Source organism: Nocardia arizonensis (assembly GCF_001310275.1).
GTDB classification, from domain to species: Bacteria; Actinomycetota; Actinomycetes; order Mycobacteriales; family Mycobacteriaceae; genus Nocardia; species Nocardia arizonensis.
This window is the reverse complement of sequence record NZ_LGYZ01000047.1, coordinates 118,327-134,951: the sequence shown is the minus strand read 5'-3', so window position 1 is coordinate 134,951 and position 16,625 is coordinate 118,327. Positions and strand designations below refer to the sequence as shown.

14 protein-coding genes are annotated in these 16,625 nt (G+C 68.2%); 10 read left to right on the top strand and 4 right to left on the bottom strand.

Annotation, left to right across the window (positions count from 1 at the left end; genetic code table 11):
• The coding region (locus APZ21_RS07165; protein WP_156370801.1) for a hypothetical protein at nt 1–540 on the bottom strand (540 nt) is incomplete at its 3' end.
• Between APZ21_RS07165 and APZ21_RS33790 the strand changes: the two genes are divergently transcribed.
• The 4 genes from APZ21_RS33790 (at nt 520) to APZ21_RS07145 (ending at nt 5,577) form a co-directional block, all read left to right on the top strand.
• On the top strand, nt 520–1,503 hold the full coding sequence (locus APZ21_RS33790; protein ID WP_156370799.1) for a hypothetical protein: 984 nt from the start codon (nt 520–522) through the stop codon (nt 1,501–1,503). The genes APZ21_RS07165 and APZ21_RS33790 overlap by 21 nt on opposite strands.
• An 11-nt stretch (nt 1,504–1,514) precedes the next feature.
• Nucleotides 1,515–3,362, top strand: a complete 1,848-nt coding sequence (locus APZ21_RS07155; RefSeq protein WP_054812423.1) for a dynamin family protein — start codon at nt 1,515–1,517, stop codon at nt 3,360–3,362.
• Entirely contained in the window at nt 3,359–4,870 is a 1,512-nt protein-coding gene (locus APZ21_RS07150) for a dynamin family protein (protein WP_082392900.1), read from the top strand. The genes APZ21_RS07155 and APZ21_RS07150 overlap by 4 nt, the downstream gene beginning before the upstream one ends.
• Before the next feature lie 68 nt (nt 4,871–4,938).
• Nucleotides 4,939–5,577 carry an HhH-GDP family DNA glycosylase gene (locus APZ21_RS07145; protein WP_054812422.1) on the top strand — a complete coding sequence of 213 codons (639 nt, stop codon included), beginning with the start codon at nt 4,939–4,941 and terminating at the stop codon, nt 5,575–5,577.
• 102 nt (nt 5,578–5,679) lie between these two features.
• Here the strand turns inward: APZ21_RS07145 and APZ21_RS07140 are convergent, their stop codons facing one another.
• Complete coding sequence (locus APZ21_RS07140; protein WP_239476528.1) at nt 5,680–7,380, bottom strand: MFS transporter; 1,701 nt, start codon at nt 7,378–7,380, stop codon at nt 5,680–5,682.
• A gap of 112 nt (nt 7,381–7,492) precedes the next feature.
• Here APZ21_RS07140 and APZ21_RS07135 point away from each other — a divergent pair, with 112 nt between their 5' ends.
• The 6 genes from APZ21_RS07135 to APZ21_RS07110 all read left to right on the top strand — a co-directional run bounded on the left by APZ21_RS07135 (nt 7,493) and on the right by APZ21_RS07110 (nt 14,260).
• Nucleotides 7,493–7,993, top strand: a complete 501-nt coding sequence (locus APZ21_RS07135; protein ID WP_082392899.1) for a MarR family winged helix-turn-helix transcriptional regulator — start codon at nt 7,493–7,495, stop codon at nt 7,991–7,993.
• 338 nt (nt 7,994–8,331) lie between these two features.
• Nucleotides 8,332–10,179 carry a molecular chaperone DnaK gene (gene dnaK / locus APZ21_RS07130; protein WP_054812420.1) on the top strand — a complete coding sequence of 616 codons (1,848 nt, stop codon included), beginning with the start codon at nt 8,332–8,334 and terminating at the stop codon, nt 10,177–10,179.
• Nucleotides 10,176–10,814: a nucleotide exchange factor GrpE gene (gene grpE / locus APZ21_RS07125; RefSeq protein WP_054812419.1), complete on the top strand. Its 639-nt coding sequence runs from the start codon at nt 10,176–10,178 to the stop codon at nt 10,812–10,814. Before dnaK ends, grpE begins: the two co-directional genes overlap by 4 nt.
• Nucleotides 10,815–10,916: 102 nt before the next feature.
• Nucleotides 10,917–12,077: a molecular chaperone DnaJ gene (dnaJ, locus tag APZ21_RS07120; RefSeq protein ID WP_054812418.1), complete on the top strand. Its 1,161-nt coding sequence runs from the start codon at nt 10,917–10,919 to the stop codon at nt 12,075–12,077.
• Nucleotides 12,077–12,478, top strand: coding sequence for a heat shock protein transcriptional repressor HspR (locus APZ21_RS07115; RefSeq protein WP_054812417.1), 402 nt, complete (start codon nt 12,077–12,079; stop codon nt 12,476–12,478). The genes dnaJ and APZ21_RS07115 overlap by 1 nt, the downstream gene beginning before the upstream one ends.
• Before the next feature lie 612 nt (nt 12,479–13,090).
• Nucleotides 13,091–14,260: a globin domain-containing protein gene (locus APZ21_RS07110; protein WP_054812416.1), complete on the top strand. Its 1,170-nt coding sequence runs from the start codon at nt 13,091–13,093 to the stop codon at nt 14,258–14,260.
• A 154-nt stretch (nt 14,261–14,414) separates the two neighbouring features.
• Here APZ21_RS07110 and APZ21_RS07105 read toward each other — a convergent pair whose 3' ends face one another.
• Entirely contained in the window at nt 14,415–15,203 is a 789-nt protein-coding gene (locus APZ21_RS07105) for an FAD-binding oxidoreductase (protein ID WP_082392898.1), read from the bottom strand.
• A gap of 58 nt (nt 15,204–15,261) precedes the next feature.
• Nucleotides 15,262–16,419, bottom strand: a complete 1,158-nt coding sequence (locus APZ21_RS07100) for a globin domain-containing protein (protein ID WP_054812414.1) — start codon at nt 16,417–16,419, stop codon at nt 15,262–15,264.
• Nucleotides 16,420–16,625 lie beyond the last annotated feature (206 nt).

Below are 16,625 nucleotides of genomic sequence, written 5' to 3'. Positions count from 1 at the left end.
CTCGGTGGCGCGGTGGACGCCGCGGCGGGGCTGGGGGCAAGTGCCGGTGGTGCACTCGGTGCGGCAACGGATGTGGGGGCGGGCCTCGGCGGCGGCGTTGTCGGTACAGCCGACGCCGCTCTCGGTGCCGTGGCAGATGCTGGTGTAGGTCTCGATGGCGCGCTGGGTGTCGGCTCCGGTGTGGGCGAGGGACTCGCAGGTGTGCTGAACGGCGCAGTCGATACCGCTACCGGTGTCGGCGCTGGTCTCACGGGGGCTGTGGACGCGGGGCTGGGGACGAGTGTGGATGGTGCGGTGGAACCGGCGATCGGTGCGGGGCTGGGCGGCGCGCTGAACAGCGGTGTCGGCGCGGGTGGTGGTGTGGGTGCCGGGTTGGGGACGGCTGTGGATGGTGCGCTTGGTGTCGGTGCGGGGGTCGGTGGGGATGTGGATTCCGGACTTTCGGTTGGGCTGGGTCTTGGGGATGGGCTCGGGGGTGCCGCCGCCGCGGGTGTGGGCGTCGAAGGTGCGCTCGCCGGCGTGGCGGACGCCGGGACTCACCTCGGCGCGGGTCTCGGTGGCGCGGTGGACGCCGCGGCGGGGCTGGGGGCAAGTGCCGGTGGCGCACTCGGTGCGGCAACGGATTCCGGCACGGGGGCGAGTTCGGGATTGTGGGGTGCGGGACAGGCTGTCTCGGGTTTGGCGGCCGGGGTCGACGCCGGGTTCGAGGACGGCGGGCAGGGCGGGATCGGCGTGGGTTCCGCAGGGGTGAGCGGGGTTTCGACGGGTATCGGTACGGCGGCGGGGATGGCGGGACAGGTCGCTTCGGGGCTGGAGACGGGATTGTCGGGTGGGATTGAAAATGGGTTCGACGGTGGATCGGCTTGGAATGGTGACATCGGGCAGGTCGTAACGGGGATCGAGGGCGGCATGTCCTCGGGGCAGGTGACTTCCGTATCGGAAGGCGGATTCGCCTCCGAATTCAGCGGGTTCGCAGGGGGAGCAGGGCAGGTGGGTACGGGTCTCGAGACGGGTTTGTCTTCGGGTGGCGGGTTTTCCGGTGGTGTGGATTCGGGGGTTGTCGGTGGTTTGGCGACGGGCGGTGTCGGGCATGTGGCGTCCGGGTTGGGGGGCGGTTTGTCCTCGGGTGGGGATGCGGCCGGGCAGGTAACTTCGGGTCTCGAGACGGGATTGTCCTCGGGTGGTGGGCTTTCCGGCGGTGTGGACTCGGGCGTCACCGATGGTTCGGCCTACGGCCCGGCGGGTGGCCTCGATTCGGGCGCTGGTCCGGGTGCTTCGGCACACGGCGGGTTCGATTCGGGTGCGCACGCGGGCGGTGACTTCGGGTACTCGGTGTCGGGCGGGTTGACCTCGACGGCGAATACCTGGTCTGCGCTGGATGTTTCGAGCGCATTCGGGTCGGGGCTTGAATCGTCGGCGAGCGGCGGGGTGTTCGCCGAGTCCGACGCAGGCGCCGATGCCGGTGCGGTCCACGATCTGCCGGGCGACGCGTTCCTGCACTGAAAGGGACCGCGATGGGAACATCCACCACCGTGCGAGGGGCGCCGATGCTGTCGGTGCTCGATGAGACCATCGTCGCGGCGCGGGCCGCGCGCCGCGACGATCTGGTCGTCCGATTGGAGGCGGCGGCGGCCCGGGTGCGCGATCCGCGCCGCCGCATCGTGGTCGCCGGCCAATTGGGCCAGGGTAAGAGCCGCTTCGTGAATGCCCTGCTCGACGTGGATATCTGCCCGGTGGGCGACGACACGACCACGGTCGTGCCGATGCAATTGTCGGCGGGGCAGCGGGCGTGCGCCGAATTCGTGCTCGCGGGTCCGCAGCAGGGGGCGGCGGAGATTCGGGTCGAGGTGCCGATCGGCGATATCGGGTCGGTCGCGGCGCGCTCGGAGCAGACCGAGGGTCGCCGGATTCTGCGCTGGGAACTCCAATTGCCGAATCCGTTGCTCGCGGATGGGATCGTGCTCGTGGACACCCCGGGTGTCGGCGGGCACGGCACCCCGCAGTCGGCGGTGCTCGGCACGGCGCAGTCGGCGGACGCGGTGTTGATGATCAGCGACGCTTCCACCGAACTGACCGAGCCGGAGTTGACCTTCCTGCGGCAGGTGCGCGAACTGTGCCCGGTGGTCGCGGTACTTCTCACCAAGATCGACCTGTATCCGCATTGGCGGCGGGTGCACCAGGCCGACCTCGCGCACCTGGCCGCCGCCGGACTCGAACTACCGGTGATCCCGGTTTCGGCGTCGCTGCGCACACACGCCCTGCGCACCCGGGACGCGCAGCTGGGCCGGGAATCGGGATTCGGCGTGCTCTATCAATTCCTGCGCGAGCAGGTGGTGGCCCGCGACCAGGTCGCCACCACCCGTGCGGTGGCGCGCGACATCCAGTCCGCGGCGGAGCATCTGGCGTTGGCGCTGGGCAGTGAACTGGTCGCGTTGCGTGATCCGAGTCAGGGCGCGGCGGCGATCCGCGAATTGCGGGCTGCGCGGACCTCGGCGGAGCAGTTGCAGCGCCGCACCGCCGCGTGGCAGCAGACCCTCGCGGACGGGATCACCGACCTCGCGGGCGATGTCGAGCACGACCTGCGGGATCGGCTGCGCGGTATCGCCAGGACGGCTGAGGAGTGGATCGACGACAACGATCCGGGACGTGGCTGGGAACATATCGCCGAATGGCTCTCCGGCACCGTCGATACCGCCCTCGCCGACAATCTCCTGTGGACACAGCGGCGCGCGGTGGCACTCGCCGAGCGGGTCGCCGGACATTTCACCGATGTCGGCGCGGCCGAACTGCCGGATCTGCGAAGCGGTCTCGATGACGGATCACATCGCGGTTCGGGCACATTGGCCGAGCTGGAACCCGATATCGGCTTCGCGAGCAAACTGCTCGTCGGTATGCGCGGTTCCTACGGCGGCCTGCTCATGGTCGGTCTCGCGAGTACGTTCGCGGGACTGGCGATGCTGAATCCGATCTCGATCGGGGCCGGTGTCATCGTGGGCGGCAAGGCTTTTCGCGACGACAAACAGGCGAGGTTGGCGCGCAGGCGCAATGAGGCCAAGACCGCGGTGCGCCGCTTCGTCGACGATATCGCCTTCCAGGCGGGCAAGGAGTCCAAGGACCGGCTGCACCGCATCCACCGGGCGCTGCGCGATCATTACGCGGGCGTGGCCGAACGCAGTCTGCGGTCCATCGACGACTCACTGCGCGCCGCCCAGGAGGCGGCGACCATGGAGAACGCCCGCCGATCCGAACGCGCTCTGGTGCTGGAACGGCAATTGCGGGTGGTGGCGGAGCTGCGACGCTGCGCCGATGCCATGCGACTCGGCGCGGCGCGGGAGGGGGACGCCGGTACGGTAACTGCGTGACTAGCGGAATCGGAACCGCGCCGGGCATCGTCGCGCAGGCGCACGGGCTGATCGGGCTCGCGCGCCAGGAATTCGCGCGGGAGCCGCGGGCGCGGGCGCTGCTGGCCGATTGCGCGGGCCGTCTGGGGCAGCCGTTGCGGGTGGCGTTGGCGGGTTCGCTCAAGGCGGGCAAGTCGACGTTGCTGAACGCGCTGGTCGGTCAGGACATCGCACCGACCGACGCCACCGAGTGCACCCGCGTGGTGACGTGGTATCGGCACGGTTCGACCCCGAACGTCACCGCGTACGCCCCCGACGGCGCGACCGCGAACGTGGTGGTCCGCCGCGGGGCCAATACCGGCCTGACCTTCGACCTGACGGGTTTGACCTGGAACGCGCCAGGTCCGCGCGCGGTGGATCACCTCGAGGTCGGCTGGCCCGCCGCCGCGCTGGCCAACACCACGATCATCGACACGCCGGGCACGTCGTCGCTGTCGCGGGAGGTGTCGGCGCGTACCGCTCGCCTGCTCACCCCGGACGACCCGCGGGAGAATCCGGCACTGCCGGGCGCGGACGCGGTGGTCTACCTGCTGCGCCGACTCGACACCTCCGATATCCGCTTCCTCGAGCGCATTGGCGCGTCGGCGGAGGCGGGCGGTCCGCTCGGGGTGATCGGGGTGGTGTCGCGCGCGGACGAGATCGGCGCGGGCCGGATCGACGCACTGCATTCGGCGCGCGATATGGCGATGCGGTTCGCCGGGGAGTTGGAGCGGACCGGTCTGTGTCAGGCGGTGATTCCGGTGGCGGGTCTGCTCGCCTTCGCCGCGGCGACGCTGCGCCAACAGGAGTTCGCCGCCTTCGAGGCGTTGGCGGGCGCGCCGTCGGAGGAGCTGTCCGCCGCACTGCTGTCGGCGGACCGCTTCGCCCGCGCCGATATCGCCCTGCCGGTGCCGCCGGAGCTGCGCGCCCGATTGGCCGACCGTTTCGGAATCTTCGGAATTCGCATGGCGGTCACCCTGATTCGGCTCGGCGTCGGTGATTCCGCGGCCTTGGCCGCCGCGCTGACCGAGCGCAGCGGCGTCGACGAACTGCGGTCGGTGCTCGACGTGCAATTCGCTCAGCGCGCCGATCAACTCAAGGCGCATTCGGCCCTGTCGGCGCTGGCCAGGGTGCTGTCCGCCTATCCGGGCACCGCCGCGGACCGCCTGCTGCCGCGGGTGCGCACCCTGCTGGCCGATGTGCACGGTTTCGCCGAACTGCGTCTGCTCGGTCGCCTGCGCACCGACGAACTGCCATTGCCCGCCGCCGATCTGGCCGAATTGCACCGTCTCATAGGCGGTTCGGGCATAGCGACGCACCTGCGCCTTGGGCTGCCCCCGGATGCCGCACCCGCCGACCGCCGCGCACAGGCGGTCGCGGCGGTCCGCAAGTGGCGCGATCGGGCCCGCCACCCGCTGGCCGACCAGTTCACCCGTTCGGCCTGCCTCATCGCCGCGCGTAGCGCGGAGGGCACCCTCGGCGCGGAGTGAATCCGCGCGACCTGCGTGAATCGCGCGATCGCGGGTAGCCGAGCCGCATCCGAACCCGGGAGGCCGTGATGAGTACACGAGAGGTCGTCGAAGAACTGCTGGACCAGGCCGGTACGACCTACGCCGAGGAGGCCGGTATCCGATTGGCGAACAAACCCGCGCCGCTGTTCCAGCTGTTGATGCTGACCGAACTGCTGAGTGCGCCGATCTCCGCGTCGCTGGCGGTGGCCGCCACCAAGGAGCTGGTGGACAGTGGCTACCGGACACCGCAGCGGGTCGCCGATGCCGAATGGCAGGAGTTGGTGGATGCCCTCGGTCGGGGTCACTACCGCCGCTACGACGAGAGCACCGCGACCCGGCTGGGCGAGATGGCCACCGCCGTATTGGACCGCTACGACGGTGACCTGCGTGAACTCGGTGAACGATCCGAACACGACGCCGGTCGGGCGGCTCGGCTGCTGCGCGAGTTCAAGGGCATCGGCCCGACCGGAAGCGATATCTTCCTGCGCGAGGTCCAGGATGTGTGGCCGTGGTCCGCGCCCTACTTCGACGACCGAGCCCGCCGCGGAGCCGAATTGCTCGGCCTGCCGGACAGCCCGGGGGATCTGGCGAAGTTGGCGCCGCCGCATCGCTGCGCCGCGCTCGCCGCCGCCTTGGTGCGGGTCGGCGGCGACGATGATCTCGCCGAGCGCCTCGGCCCGCATTGACGCGGCGGGTCGGAGCGGTTCCGGCCCGCGTCATCGGTCATCGCGACGCGTGGTGGCGGCCACGCCGACCCGATGACCGAAGCCGAGCGGTGGGTATTTCCATCACACCCGCAGCGGTTCGGGTGCGAATTCATCGACGCCGATATCGTGGTGTTCGAGTTTGGCATCGCGGGGCAGCGCCAGGAATCCCAGTGCGACCAGCAGGAGCAGGCCGATGCCCCAGCCGAGGGTATAGCGGAAGGTGTGGGCGAAATTCACCGCGTTGGCCTGCGTCCCCGCCGTACTCAGCACCCGCGCGACCGCCGCGTTCTCGGGTCCGTTCGCGCGACAGCTCTCGGGCAGGACCGTCGGGTCGAGCTGCGCCGACCGTTCGCGCACGCACGAGCGGAAGTTCGCGAGTATCTGGTCCTGCGCCGTCGCGGGCACCCCGGCGGTGGTGAGTTCGGCGCGCACCTGCGGGGAGACCGCGTCGACGCCGCGCGCCGAATCGTGGTCGAGTTGGGCGAAGAAGACGACGCCGACCAGTGCGACGCCGAGTGCGGTCCCGAGCTGCTGTCCGGTGTTGAGCAGACCGGAGGCCGCGCCCGCCTCCCGCGCGGGCACCTGACCGAGGAGCAGGTCGATGGTCGGCGCCACCACCGTGCCGAAGCCGACGCCGGTGAGCAGCAGCGGGCCGATCATCTGCCACGAGGTGGTCTCGGCGCCGTAATGTGCTGCGAGCCAACCGTAGTAGCCGAAGCCCGCGGCATTGACCAGTCCGCCGAGGATGAGCACGCCGCGGCCGAATCGCGGTGCGAGCACGCTCACCGAGACGCCCGCGCCGATGCCCGCGCCCACGGCGAAGAAGACGGCGGTGAGTCCGGCGCGCATGGGCGTCCAGCCCAGTCCGGCCTGCATGAACAGGGTCCAGATGAGGAAGAATCCGCCGAGGCCTATCCAGAACAGCAGCCAGCTGCCCAAGCCGATGGCGAAGGGTCGCGAGCGGAACAGGTCGAGATCGATGAGCGGCGAACCCACGGTGCGAGCCCGGCGCCGCTCGTAGACGACGAAGACGGCGAGGGTCAGCGCTGAGGCCGCCATCATGACGAATGTCCATGCGGGCCAATCCGATCGGCGGCCTTCGGTCAGCGGGTACACCAGCAGCAGGACCGCGCCGATGGCCATCACCATGCCGATCGGGTCGAGGCGGGGTGCGGCGGGCGAGCGGGAGTCGCGCATCACGACGGCGGCCGCGACGAGCGCGATGACGCCGATCGGAATGTTGACCAGGAATATCGGCCGCCACGACAGGTCGAACAGATCCCATTGCACGAGCAGTCCGCCCAGTGACAGGCCGACCGCGGAGGCCGATCCGCCGACCCCGCTGTAGACGGCGATCGCCTTGGCGCGTTCGGCTTTCGGGAAGGTGGTGCGGATGATGGCGAGGATCTGCGGCACCATGAGTCCGGCCATCGCGCCCTGGACGAAGCGTCCGGTGATGAGCACGGCCGGGTCGGCGCTGAGTCCGCAGGCGGCCGAGGCGAGGGTGAAGCCCGCCATGCCGACGAGGAAGACGCGCTTGCGCCCGTAGATGTCGCCGAGCCTGCCGCCGGTGATCAGGACGGCGGCGAAGGCGAGGACGTAGGCGGCGACGATCCATTCCAGCTGCGAGTACTCCGCGCCCAGGTCGTTCTGGATGCTGGGAGCGGCGACGTTGACGATGGTGACGTCGAGCAGATCCATGAAGCCCGCGGCCAGGACGACCGCGAAGGCTATCCAGCGGCGTCGATCGGGCGGTGATTCGGTGAGTCGGTCGGATTCCACGGCGATCTCTTTTCGATTCGGTGGGGCGTGGCGACATCCAAACTATGCACCTCATGTGATTATCAATCAAGATGTCAATCCAGATGAGTGCGTAATGGACTATCATCGAGGAGTGACCGATGCCGATCAGCCCTATCCGCAGATGTCCGATCTCACGGCCTTCTTGCTCGGGCAGATCGGCTACCACTCCTCTTCGCGCTTCGCCGAACTGCTCGCCCCGGTCGGCATCAGCCCGCGGCATTTCGGCATGTTGCGTGTGCTGCGCGAACATGACGGCCGGTCGCAGCAGCAGTTGTGCGAAACGCTCGGCATCCATCGCAATGTGATGGTCGGACTTGTGGACGAGTTGGAGAAGCGCGGACTGGTGGAGCGCCGCCGCCATCCGAGCGACCGCCGCGCGCACGCGGTCTACCTGCTGCCCGCGGCCCACGACGTCCTAGCGCGCGCCCAGGGCGTGGCCGAGGGGCTCGACGGCGAACTCCTCGCGACTTTCGACGATGCCGAACGCGCCACCCTGCTCGGCCTGTTGCAGCGACTCGCGGTCGCCAACGGCTTGCGGCGTGGCATTCACCCCGGACTCGCGGGCGAGAGCGCCGCGCCGCCCTGTTCCTGACGTCGAACCGCGCGGTCCGGTTGGTCACAACTGGCGTACATTCCGGGCGCGCGGCGGTCACATCATCCGCGCCCTGACGACAATGGCGGGCGCGGGCGACATCGTCGCGGATCCGGGAATTAATCTCGCCGGTCGTCCGTTGAGCTGTTCGTCAAGGTTGAGTGCGATAGGCTCAAGTTCCAGTTGACCCCGGACGGAATCGGGGGCAGGATTGAGCCGACCACGCTCAGCGTTGCTGGGACCGTGCTCCGTGAGGTGCTAGGGGCGGGGTCTGACCGTTGAGGGCGGCCACCCGCCCGGCACCGACACAAGAAGTTTCGTCAACTAGGAGGATCACCATGGCTCGTGCGGTCGGAATCGACCTCGGGACCACGAACTCGGTCGTCGCCGTTCTGGAAGGCGGCGAGCCGGTCGTCGTCGCGAACTCCGAAGGCTCGCGCACCACCCCGTCGATCGTCGCGTTCGCCAAGAACGGTGAGGTTCTCGTCGGCCAGCCTGCCAAGAACCAGGCGGTCACCAACGTCGACCGCACCATCCGCTCGGTGAAGCGCCACATCGGCACCGACTGGACCGTCGAGATCGACGGCAAGAAGTACACCTCGCAGGAGATCAGCGCGCGCACGCTCATGAAGCTCAAGCGTGACGCCGAGGCATACCTCGGTGAGGAGATCACCGACGCGGTCATCACCGTCCCGGCCTACTTCGAGGACGCCCAGCGTCAGGCCACCAAGGAAGCCGGCCAGATCGCCGGTCTGAACGTGCTGCGCATCGTCAACGAGCCCACCGCCGCCGCGCTCGCGTACGGCTTGGACAAGGGCGACAAGGAGCAGACCATCCTGGTCTTCGACCTCGGTGGCGGAACCTTCGACGTCTCGCTGCTCGAGATCGGCGAGGGCGTCGTCGAGGTCCGCGCGACCTCCGGTGACAACCACCTCGGCGGCGACGACTGGGACGAGCGCGTCGTGTCCTGGCTGGTCGACAAGTTCAAGGGCAGCTCGGGCATCGATCTGACCAAGGACAAGATGGCCATGCAGCGCCTGCGCGAGGCCGCCGAGAAGGCCAAGATCGAGCTGAGCTCCTCGCAGAGCACTTCGATCAACCTGCCCTACATCACCGTTGACGCGGACAAGAACCCGCTGTTCCTCGACGAGCAGTTGACCCGCGCCGAATTCCAGAAGATCACCTCCGATCTGCTCGACCGCACCCGCGCGCCGTTCCAGTCCGTCATCAAGGACGCGGGCATCAACGTCTCCGACATCGACCACGTGGTCCTCGTCGGCGGCTCGACCCGTATGCCCGCCGTCTCGGATCTGGTCCGCGAACTCACCGGCGGCAAGGAGCCCAACAAGGGCGTGAACCCGGACGAGGTCGTCGCCGTCGGCGCGGCTCTGCAGGCCGGTGTGCTCAAGGGCGAGGTCAAGGACGTCCTGCTGCTCGACGTGACCCCGCTGTCGCTGGGCATCGAGACCAAGGGCGGTGTGATGACCAAGCTCATCGAGCGCAACACCACCATCCCGACCAAGCGCTCGGAGACCTTCACCACCGCCGACGACAACCAGCCGTCGGTGCAGATCCAGGTGTTCCAGGGTGAGCGCGAGATCGCCTCGCACAACAAGCTGCTCGGCTCCTTCGAACTGACCGGCATCCCGCCCGCCCCGCGCGGCGTGCCGCAGATCGAGGTCACCTTCGACATCGACGCCAACGGCATCGTGCACGTGACCGCCAAGGACAAGGGCACCGGCAAGGAGAACACGATCAAGATCCAGGACGGCTCCGGCCTGTCCAAGGAGGAGATCGATCGGATGATCAAGGACGCCGAGGCGCACGCCGCCGAGGACAAGGCCCGCCGCGAGGAGGCCGAGACCCGCAATCAGGCCGAGTCGCTGGTGCACCAGACCGAGAAGTTCATCAAGGACAACGAGGACAAGGTGCCCGCGGACGTGAAGTCCAAGGTCGAGGCGGCTATCGCCGAGGCGAACGAGGCGCTCAAGGGCACCGATATCGCCGCGGTGAAGTCCGCGGTGGAGAAGCTGGCCACCGAGTCGCAGGCCCTCGGCCAGGCGATCTACGAGGCGTCGTCCGCCGATCAGGCCGCATCCGGCGACGGCGCGTCCGCGGGCGCGGATGAGGACCAGGTCGTGGATGCCGAGGTCGTGGACGAGCCGGTCGACACGGAGAAGAAGTGACGCCGCAGAACAAGTCGGGCAACTCCGAGCAGGAGCCGATCACCGTCGTCGACAATCGCAAGATCGATCCTGAGACCGGGGAGATCAGGGAGCCGGGCGCGGCGGAGGATGGCTCCGTCGCGGTCGAGCCCGAGGACACCGCCGACGTGGTCGGCGGTGAGCTCGCCGAACTCACCGCCGACCTGCAACGCCTCACCGCCGAGTACGCCAACTACCGGCGGCGCGTCGACCGCGATCGCAAGGCCGCGGTCGACACGGCCAAGGCCGCGGTGATCACCGAACTGCTCGGCGTTCTCGATGATCTGGATCGAGCGCGCGCGCACGGCGACCTGGATTCCGGGCCGCTGAAGTCGGTGGCGGACAAGCTCTCCGACGCGCTGCGCAAGCAGGGTCTCGAGGAGTTCGGCGCCGAGGGCGAACCCTTCGACCCGACACTGCACGAGGCCGTCCAGCACGAGGGTTCGGGACACGACCAGGTGATCGGCCTCGTCATGCGCAAAGGCTATCGGTTCGGCGAGCGGGTGCTTCGGCACGCGCTGGTCGGGGTAACCGACGGAGTGTCCGACCTGGCGCGAGTGTCGGAGACCGAGAACGAAGAGGCATCGGATGTTGATGCCGGCGCGAACAACCAATAAGACCGCGGCGCGCAGGACGGGCCCGGGGGCGCTCGGCACTCAGGCTCCCGGAGGGGCCCGTGGGCGTCGCGCAACCGAGACCGCGAGAGGAGGAGAGACCCGGTGAGTCAACGGGAGTGGATCGAGAAGGACTTCTACAAGGAGCTGGGTGTCTCCTCCAGCGCCACCCAGGACGAGATCAAGAAGGCGTACCGCAAGCTCGCCCGCGACTTGCATCCCGACGCCAATCCGGGTGACGCCAAGGCCGAGGAGCGCTTCAAGACCGTCAGCGAGGCGCACGCCGTGCTGTCGGATCCGGCCAAGCGCAAGGAGTACGACGAAACCCGCAAGCTGTTCGCCGGGGGTGGCTATCCGCGTGGTGGCTTCAGTCCCGGTGCGGGCGGCGGTTTCTCGCAGGGATTCGATATCGGCGACATCTTCGGCGGCGCCGCGGGCGCGGGCGACGGCGGACTGGGCGATCTGCTCGGCGGGCTGTTCAACCGGGGCGGCGGGCGCACGGCGACCCGGCCGCGCCGGGGCGCCGACGTGGAGACCGAGACGACCCTCGGTTTCCGCGAGGCCGCCCAGGGCGTCACCGTTCCGCTGCGGATGACCAGTCCCTCGCCGTGCACCACCTGTCACGGCAGCGGCGCCAAGCCGGGGACGAGTCCGCGGGTGTGCCCGAACTGCAACGGTTCGGGCGTGATCAGCCGCAATCAGGGCGCTTTCGGATTCAGCGAACCCTGTGACGACTGCCGGGGCACCGGATCGATCATCGACGATCCGTGCGTCGACTGCCGCGGCACCGGTATCCAGAACCGGACCCGCACCATCACGGTGCGGATTCCGCCCGGTGTCAGCGATGGTCAGCGCATCCGGCTCGCCGGACAGGGCGAGGCGGGTCTGCGGGGTGCGCCCTCGGGTGATCTGTACGTGACCGTGCACGTCAGCCAGGACAAGGTCTTCGGCCGCAACGGCGACGACCTGACCTTGGTGCTGCCGGTCAGCTACAGTGAATTGGTCCTGGGGACAACGGTTTCCGTGCCCACCCTGGCGGGCCGGGTCGGTGTGAAGGTGCCGCCGGGCACCGCCGACGGCCGGACGTTGCGGGTGCGCGGTCGCGGTGTGCCCAAGCGCGGCGGCGGGGCCGGTGACCTACTGGTCACCGTCAAGGTCGCGGTGCCGCAGAAACTGGACGACGAAGCCACCCGGGCGCTCGAGCGCTACGCGGAGGCGGAGAAGGCCGGCGGATTCGATCCCCGGGCGGGATGGGCAGGTGCGTGATGTCCGCTGATCCGAAGAAGGGCTCCGGTGGAGCCGGGCGTGCCGAGTTCTTCATGATCTCGGTGGCGGCCCAGTTGGCGGGCATGCACGCGCAGACCCTGCGCACCTATGACCGACTCGGACTGGTGACGCCGCAACGCACTTCGGGCGGGGGGCGACGGTATTCGGCCAGGGATGTCGAGCTGCTGCGCGAGGTGCAGCGGCTGTCCCAGGACGAGGGCGTCAATCTGGCGGGTATCAAGCGCATCATCGAACTGACCAATCAGGTCGAGGAGTTGCAGCAGACGGTGGCCGAATTGTCGGCCGAGCTGGAACGTCTGCGTGCGGCCGGGTATCGACCGGATTTCCCGCCGCAGCGCAGTACCGCGCTGGTGGTGTGGAAGCCGCGTCATCAGCGCTGAATCGCCGATAGTCGGGCCCCGGTCGGTTTCACTCGAGGGTGAAACCGACCGGGGCCCGCTGTTGTTTCCGTACCGGGCTGTCGTTTTCGTACGCCGAGGCGCGACCACCGGTTGGCGAATTCCGCCAGATGTATTCGAGTCGGCGTGCGGATGGTTTCCGCTTTTTCTTGCCGGAGCGATTTGCGGCGGGTAAGCCGAGCGGCCTGCGTTGCCGCTCGCGGTTTTGCTCGCGGGCCGTTTCAGGAGCAATCGACGTCAGGGGTCTGATATTCGAGCGCGATGCGGACGGCGCGTTCACGACGGCTGCCCTGGAATAGCCAAAAGGTCGCTCGGGATGGCATTTTGAGATGAGCCGTGCGCAGCGAGTCGCGCGCAAACGGTCGAGGCGGGACCGTATCCCCCGGTGTACAGCCATCTTTCGGTCGGTTTCTCTGGCGTTTCTCCTTGCCGGTCCTCGTTTCGAGGAATTACATGCGTGATCTTTTATCGGACGGCTCCGCGGCCGGCAAACCTCGCCTACACTCCATGGCATCGGCTGCTGACGAGTGTCCCGCGGCACCTCACTCGACGGCACGTTCTGTGTTTCGAACGCGAAATGGGGTTGTGACACAAATGGATTCGCGGACTGTCGCTTTGATCAGAACCACGTTCAAGGCGGTTGCTGCGGAGGAGGGGGGTCCGGAGAAACTGGCCAGTTCGTTTTACGCCACCTTGTTCTCGGACTACCCGCACGCCCGGGATTTCTTTCCCGCGGCGATGGATTCGCAGCGGGACCGACTGGTGAAGGCCATCTCCTATACCCTCGACCGGCTCGAAGAGCCGGACAGGCTACTGCCGTTCCTCGCGCAGTTGGGGCGAGATCACCGCAAATACGGTGTGAAGCCGGAGCATTACGTCGCCGTGGCGACCTCGCTCAAAACCGCCATGCGCCGCTTCACCGATACCGAGATGTGGACCGAGGAGATCGACACCGCCTGGGACGAAGGTCTCGCCGTCATCGCCGAGACCATGATCGAGGCCGCCGAAGAAGAGACCACACCGGCGGTCTGGACCGGCACCGTAGTCGAACGGCGGGTCGTGCTGCGCAATCTCATCGTCGTACGGCTGCGACTGGATCAGCCCATGAACTACGCGGCGGGTCAGTATGTCAGCGTGCAGGTGCCGTCCAGACCGCGCATGTGGCGCTATCTTTCGCCCGCCGTGCCCGCCAATGCCGACGGCGAGATCGAATTCCACATTCGCGGTGTCTTCGGCGGCTGGGTCAGCCCGGCCATCGTCGGCCAGACGAAGATCGGCGAACAGTGGCTGCTCGGCTCACCGCTGGGCGGACTCGGCGTGCCGCGCAACATCGAGCGCAAGATGCTCATGATCTGCCGCGGCACCGGTGTCGCGCCGCTGCGCGCCCAGCTCATGGCGATGGCCCAAAGGCGAACCAACCCCGAGGTCCACCTGTTCGTCGGCGGCCACCACCCCTGCGACCTGTACGACCTGGAAACCCTGAGCCGCTTGGCCGCGGCCAATCCGTGGCTGACCGTCACCCCGGTGTCGGAGAGCGACGCGAACCCCTGGTGGTACGCGGGTTCCGGCGCGCCGGAAGCGGAACTGCCGGGTCTGCGACCGCGGCTGACCGGTCAGATCGGCAAGGTGGTGGCCGGCCTCGGGCCGTGGTCGGATCGCGACGTGCAGATCGTCGGGTCGCCGTCGATGGTGCAGACCACGAAATTCCGGCTCATGGCGGCGGGTATGCAGACCGAGTACATACGTCACGATCCGCTGTTCTGATCGCGACGGCGGGAACGCCAGGCGGCCCGGACGGCGTCCGTGCGGGCCGCGGCGGGTGCGGATGTGCTCCTCGTTCGGACGAAGGCCGGGATCCAGGCGGGTGACGACTATCCGCGAGTACACGAATGGATCCCGGCCTTCGCCTGAACGACGATCAGAGTCCCTCGACCTGGATGCGTTCGGCGGGCGTGCCCGTCTCGATCAGTCGGTCCACCGTCGCGCGCGTCATGGCCCGCGACCCGCAGACCAGCACCTGGTGTGCGGTGAACGCGCCGTGCGAGCCGACGACATCGGCGAGCGTGCCCTCGAGCAGATCGTCGGGGGCGAAGCCGATGTCCACCCGCGAATGTTCGTACCATTCGTCGGCCCACCCAGGATCATGGAGCTTCTCGACCACGGGAACGACGGTGAGCCAAGGCAATTCGTCGGCTAGCAGGGTCAGCATGTCCGCGGCGTACAGGTCGCGTGGGTAGCGTCCGCCGACGAACAGGTAGGTGCGCGGCGGCTGTTCGCGCCGCGCGAGTTCGAGGATCAGCGAACGCAGCGGGGCCAGACCGGTGCCGCCCGCGATCATCACCACTTCTTCACCGTTGGGCGTGACATGGAAGGCGCCCGCGGGCGCCGAGATCCGCCACTCGTCCCCGGTCCTGGTATCGGCCACCAGTTGACCGCTGAGCCAGCCGCCGGGCACCGCCCGCACGTGGAATTCCAGTTTGCCGTCCAGCGAGGGCGGCAGCGCCGGGGACAACCTGCGCCGGACCCCCGGCTGCTGGGGCACCTTGACCTCCACCGACTGCCCGGCCGCGAAGGGCACGAATTCGCCGATCAGACGGACCACCGCGATATCGTGGCGCAGCCGATGGTGACCGACGACCGTCGCCGTCCACTCCGGCGGCTCGTCGAAGGGCGCCGCGCCGTTTCCGAGCATGCTCGGGTCCGTCATCGAATCTCCTGTATCTCGCGGGAGTCCTCCCGCGCCTCGGTTCGCCGCGTCGCGCCGGTCACACCGGATCGGACATGATGATGTGCTCCGGGGTGCCGACCGCGATGAGGGCACGGCGGGTGTCCTCGATCATGCGCGCCGAACCGGCGATCTGGATCTGGCGATCCGCCCACGCGCCGAAACTGGCCACCACCGCGCCGAGGTTACCGATCAGGCGACGGTGCATGCCGTACGGCGCGTCCGCTGGCGGATGCGGGTACCACCACGGGTTGGTCTTCTCCTCGCAGACCGGGACCACGGTGAGCCACGGGTTGCTCTGCGAGAGCTGCCACATGTTCTCCACGTCGTACAGATCACAGGGGTAGCGTCCGCCGATGAAGAAATGCACGCGCGGATTGATGCCGCGCTGACCCATCTCGATCAATTGCGCGCGCAGCGGCGCGATACCGGTGCCCGCGCCGATCATGAGCACATCCCGGCCGCTCTCACGGTCGACGTGCAGTCCACCCAGCGGTCCCGCGACCTGCCACCGGTCGCCCACATGGGTCTCGTTCACGATCGCCGGGCTCACCCAGCCGCCGCGGATCTTACGCACGTGGAATTCGATCTCACCGTATGGATTGGCGGGGATCGCGGGCGAGAAATAACGCCACATCCTCGGCCGCTGCGGCACCGCCACCGGCACGTACTGGCCCGCCTGATAGGGAATGGGGCTGTCGGACTGCAATCGCACGATCGCCAGATCCTCGAGCACCCGGCGGTGCCCGACCACGGTCGCCTCCCAGTACGGCTGGGATTTGTCGCTGTTGGCGCCGATCGCCATCGAGGCCGAGATCAGGATCGTGATATCGCGCCAGCCTTCGTCGAGCGCGCGATTCCAGTCGGGACCGTTGTATGTGCGAAATGCGGCCAACAGCGCGCGTCCCGCCGCGTCGTAGTGCGTCGCCGTCACCCCGTATTTGCGATGATCACGCGCCAGTTGTTCGAGGAATTTCTGTGCTCGCTCCCAATCCTCGAGATTGTCTATGACGAACTGTATGGCCGTCACCAGACGTTTCGCCTGCATATCCATCGCAGGCGGGAACAGCTCGCGCAGCTGGGGGTTCTCCGCGAACAGGTGACCGTAGAACGCGCTGATCAACCGCTCGGAACCGTTCGGTGAATCGGTCACCGAACGGAAGTTGGCGCGGACCAGCGCTGCCGAACGCGCATCCACGACGTGGAGCTTCCTTTCCCTCGTGCAACTCAGGGACGTATCCGTAACCGGCGGTCCGACGTCGATTATCCCTGAAAATCCCGTGGTCGTGTGGGTATGGGGCGGGTGGGACGATCCGACGGTAATTCGTGGGCAAATGGATCGGCCACGTCGTCGCCGGGTCGCCGCATCGCACCCGATGGGATTATGAGCCCAACCAGGACGGA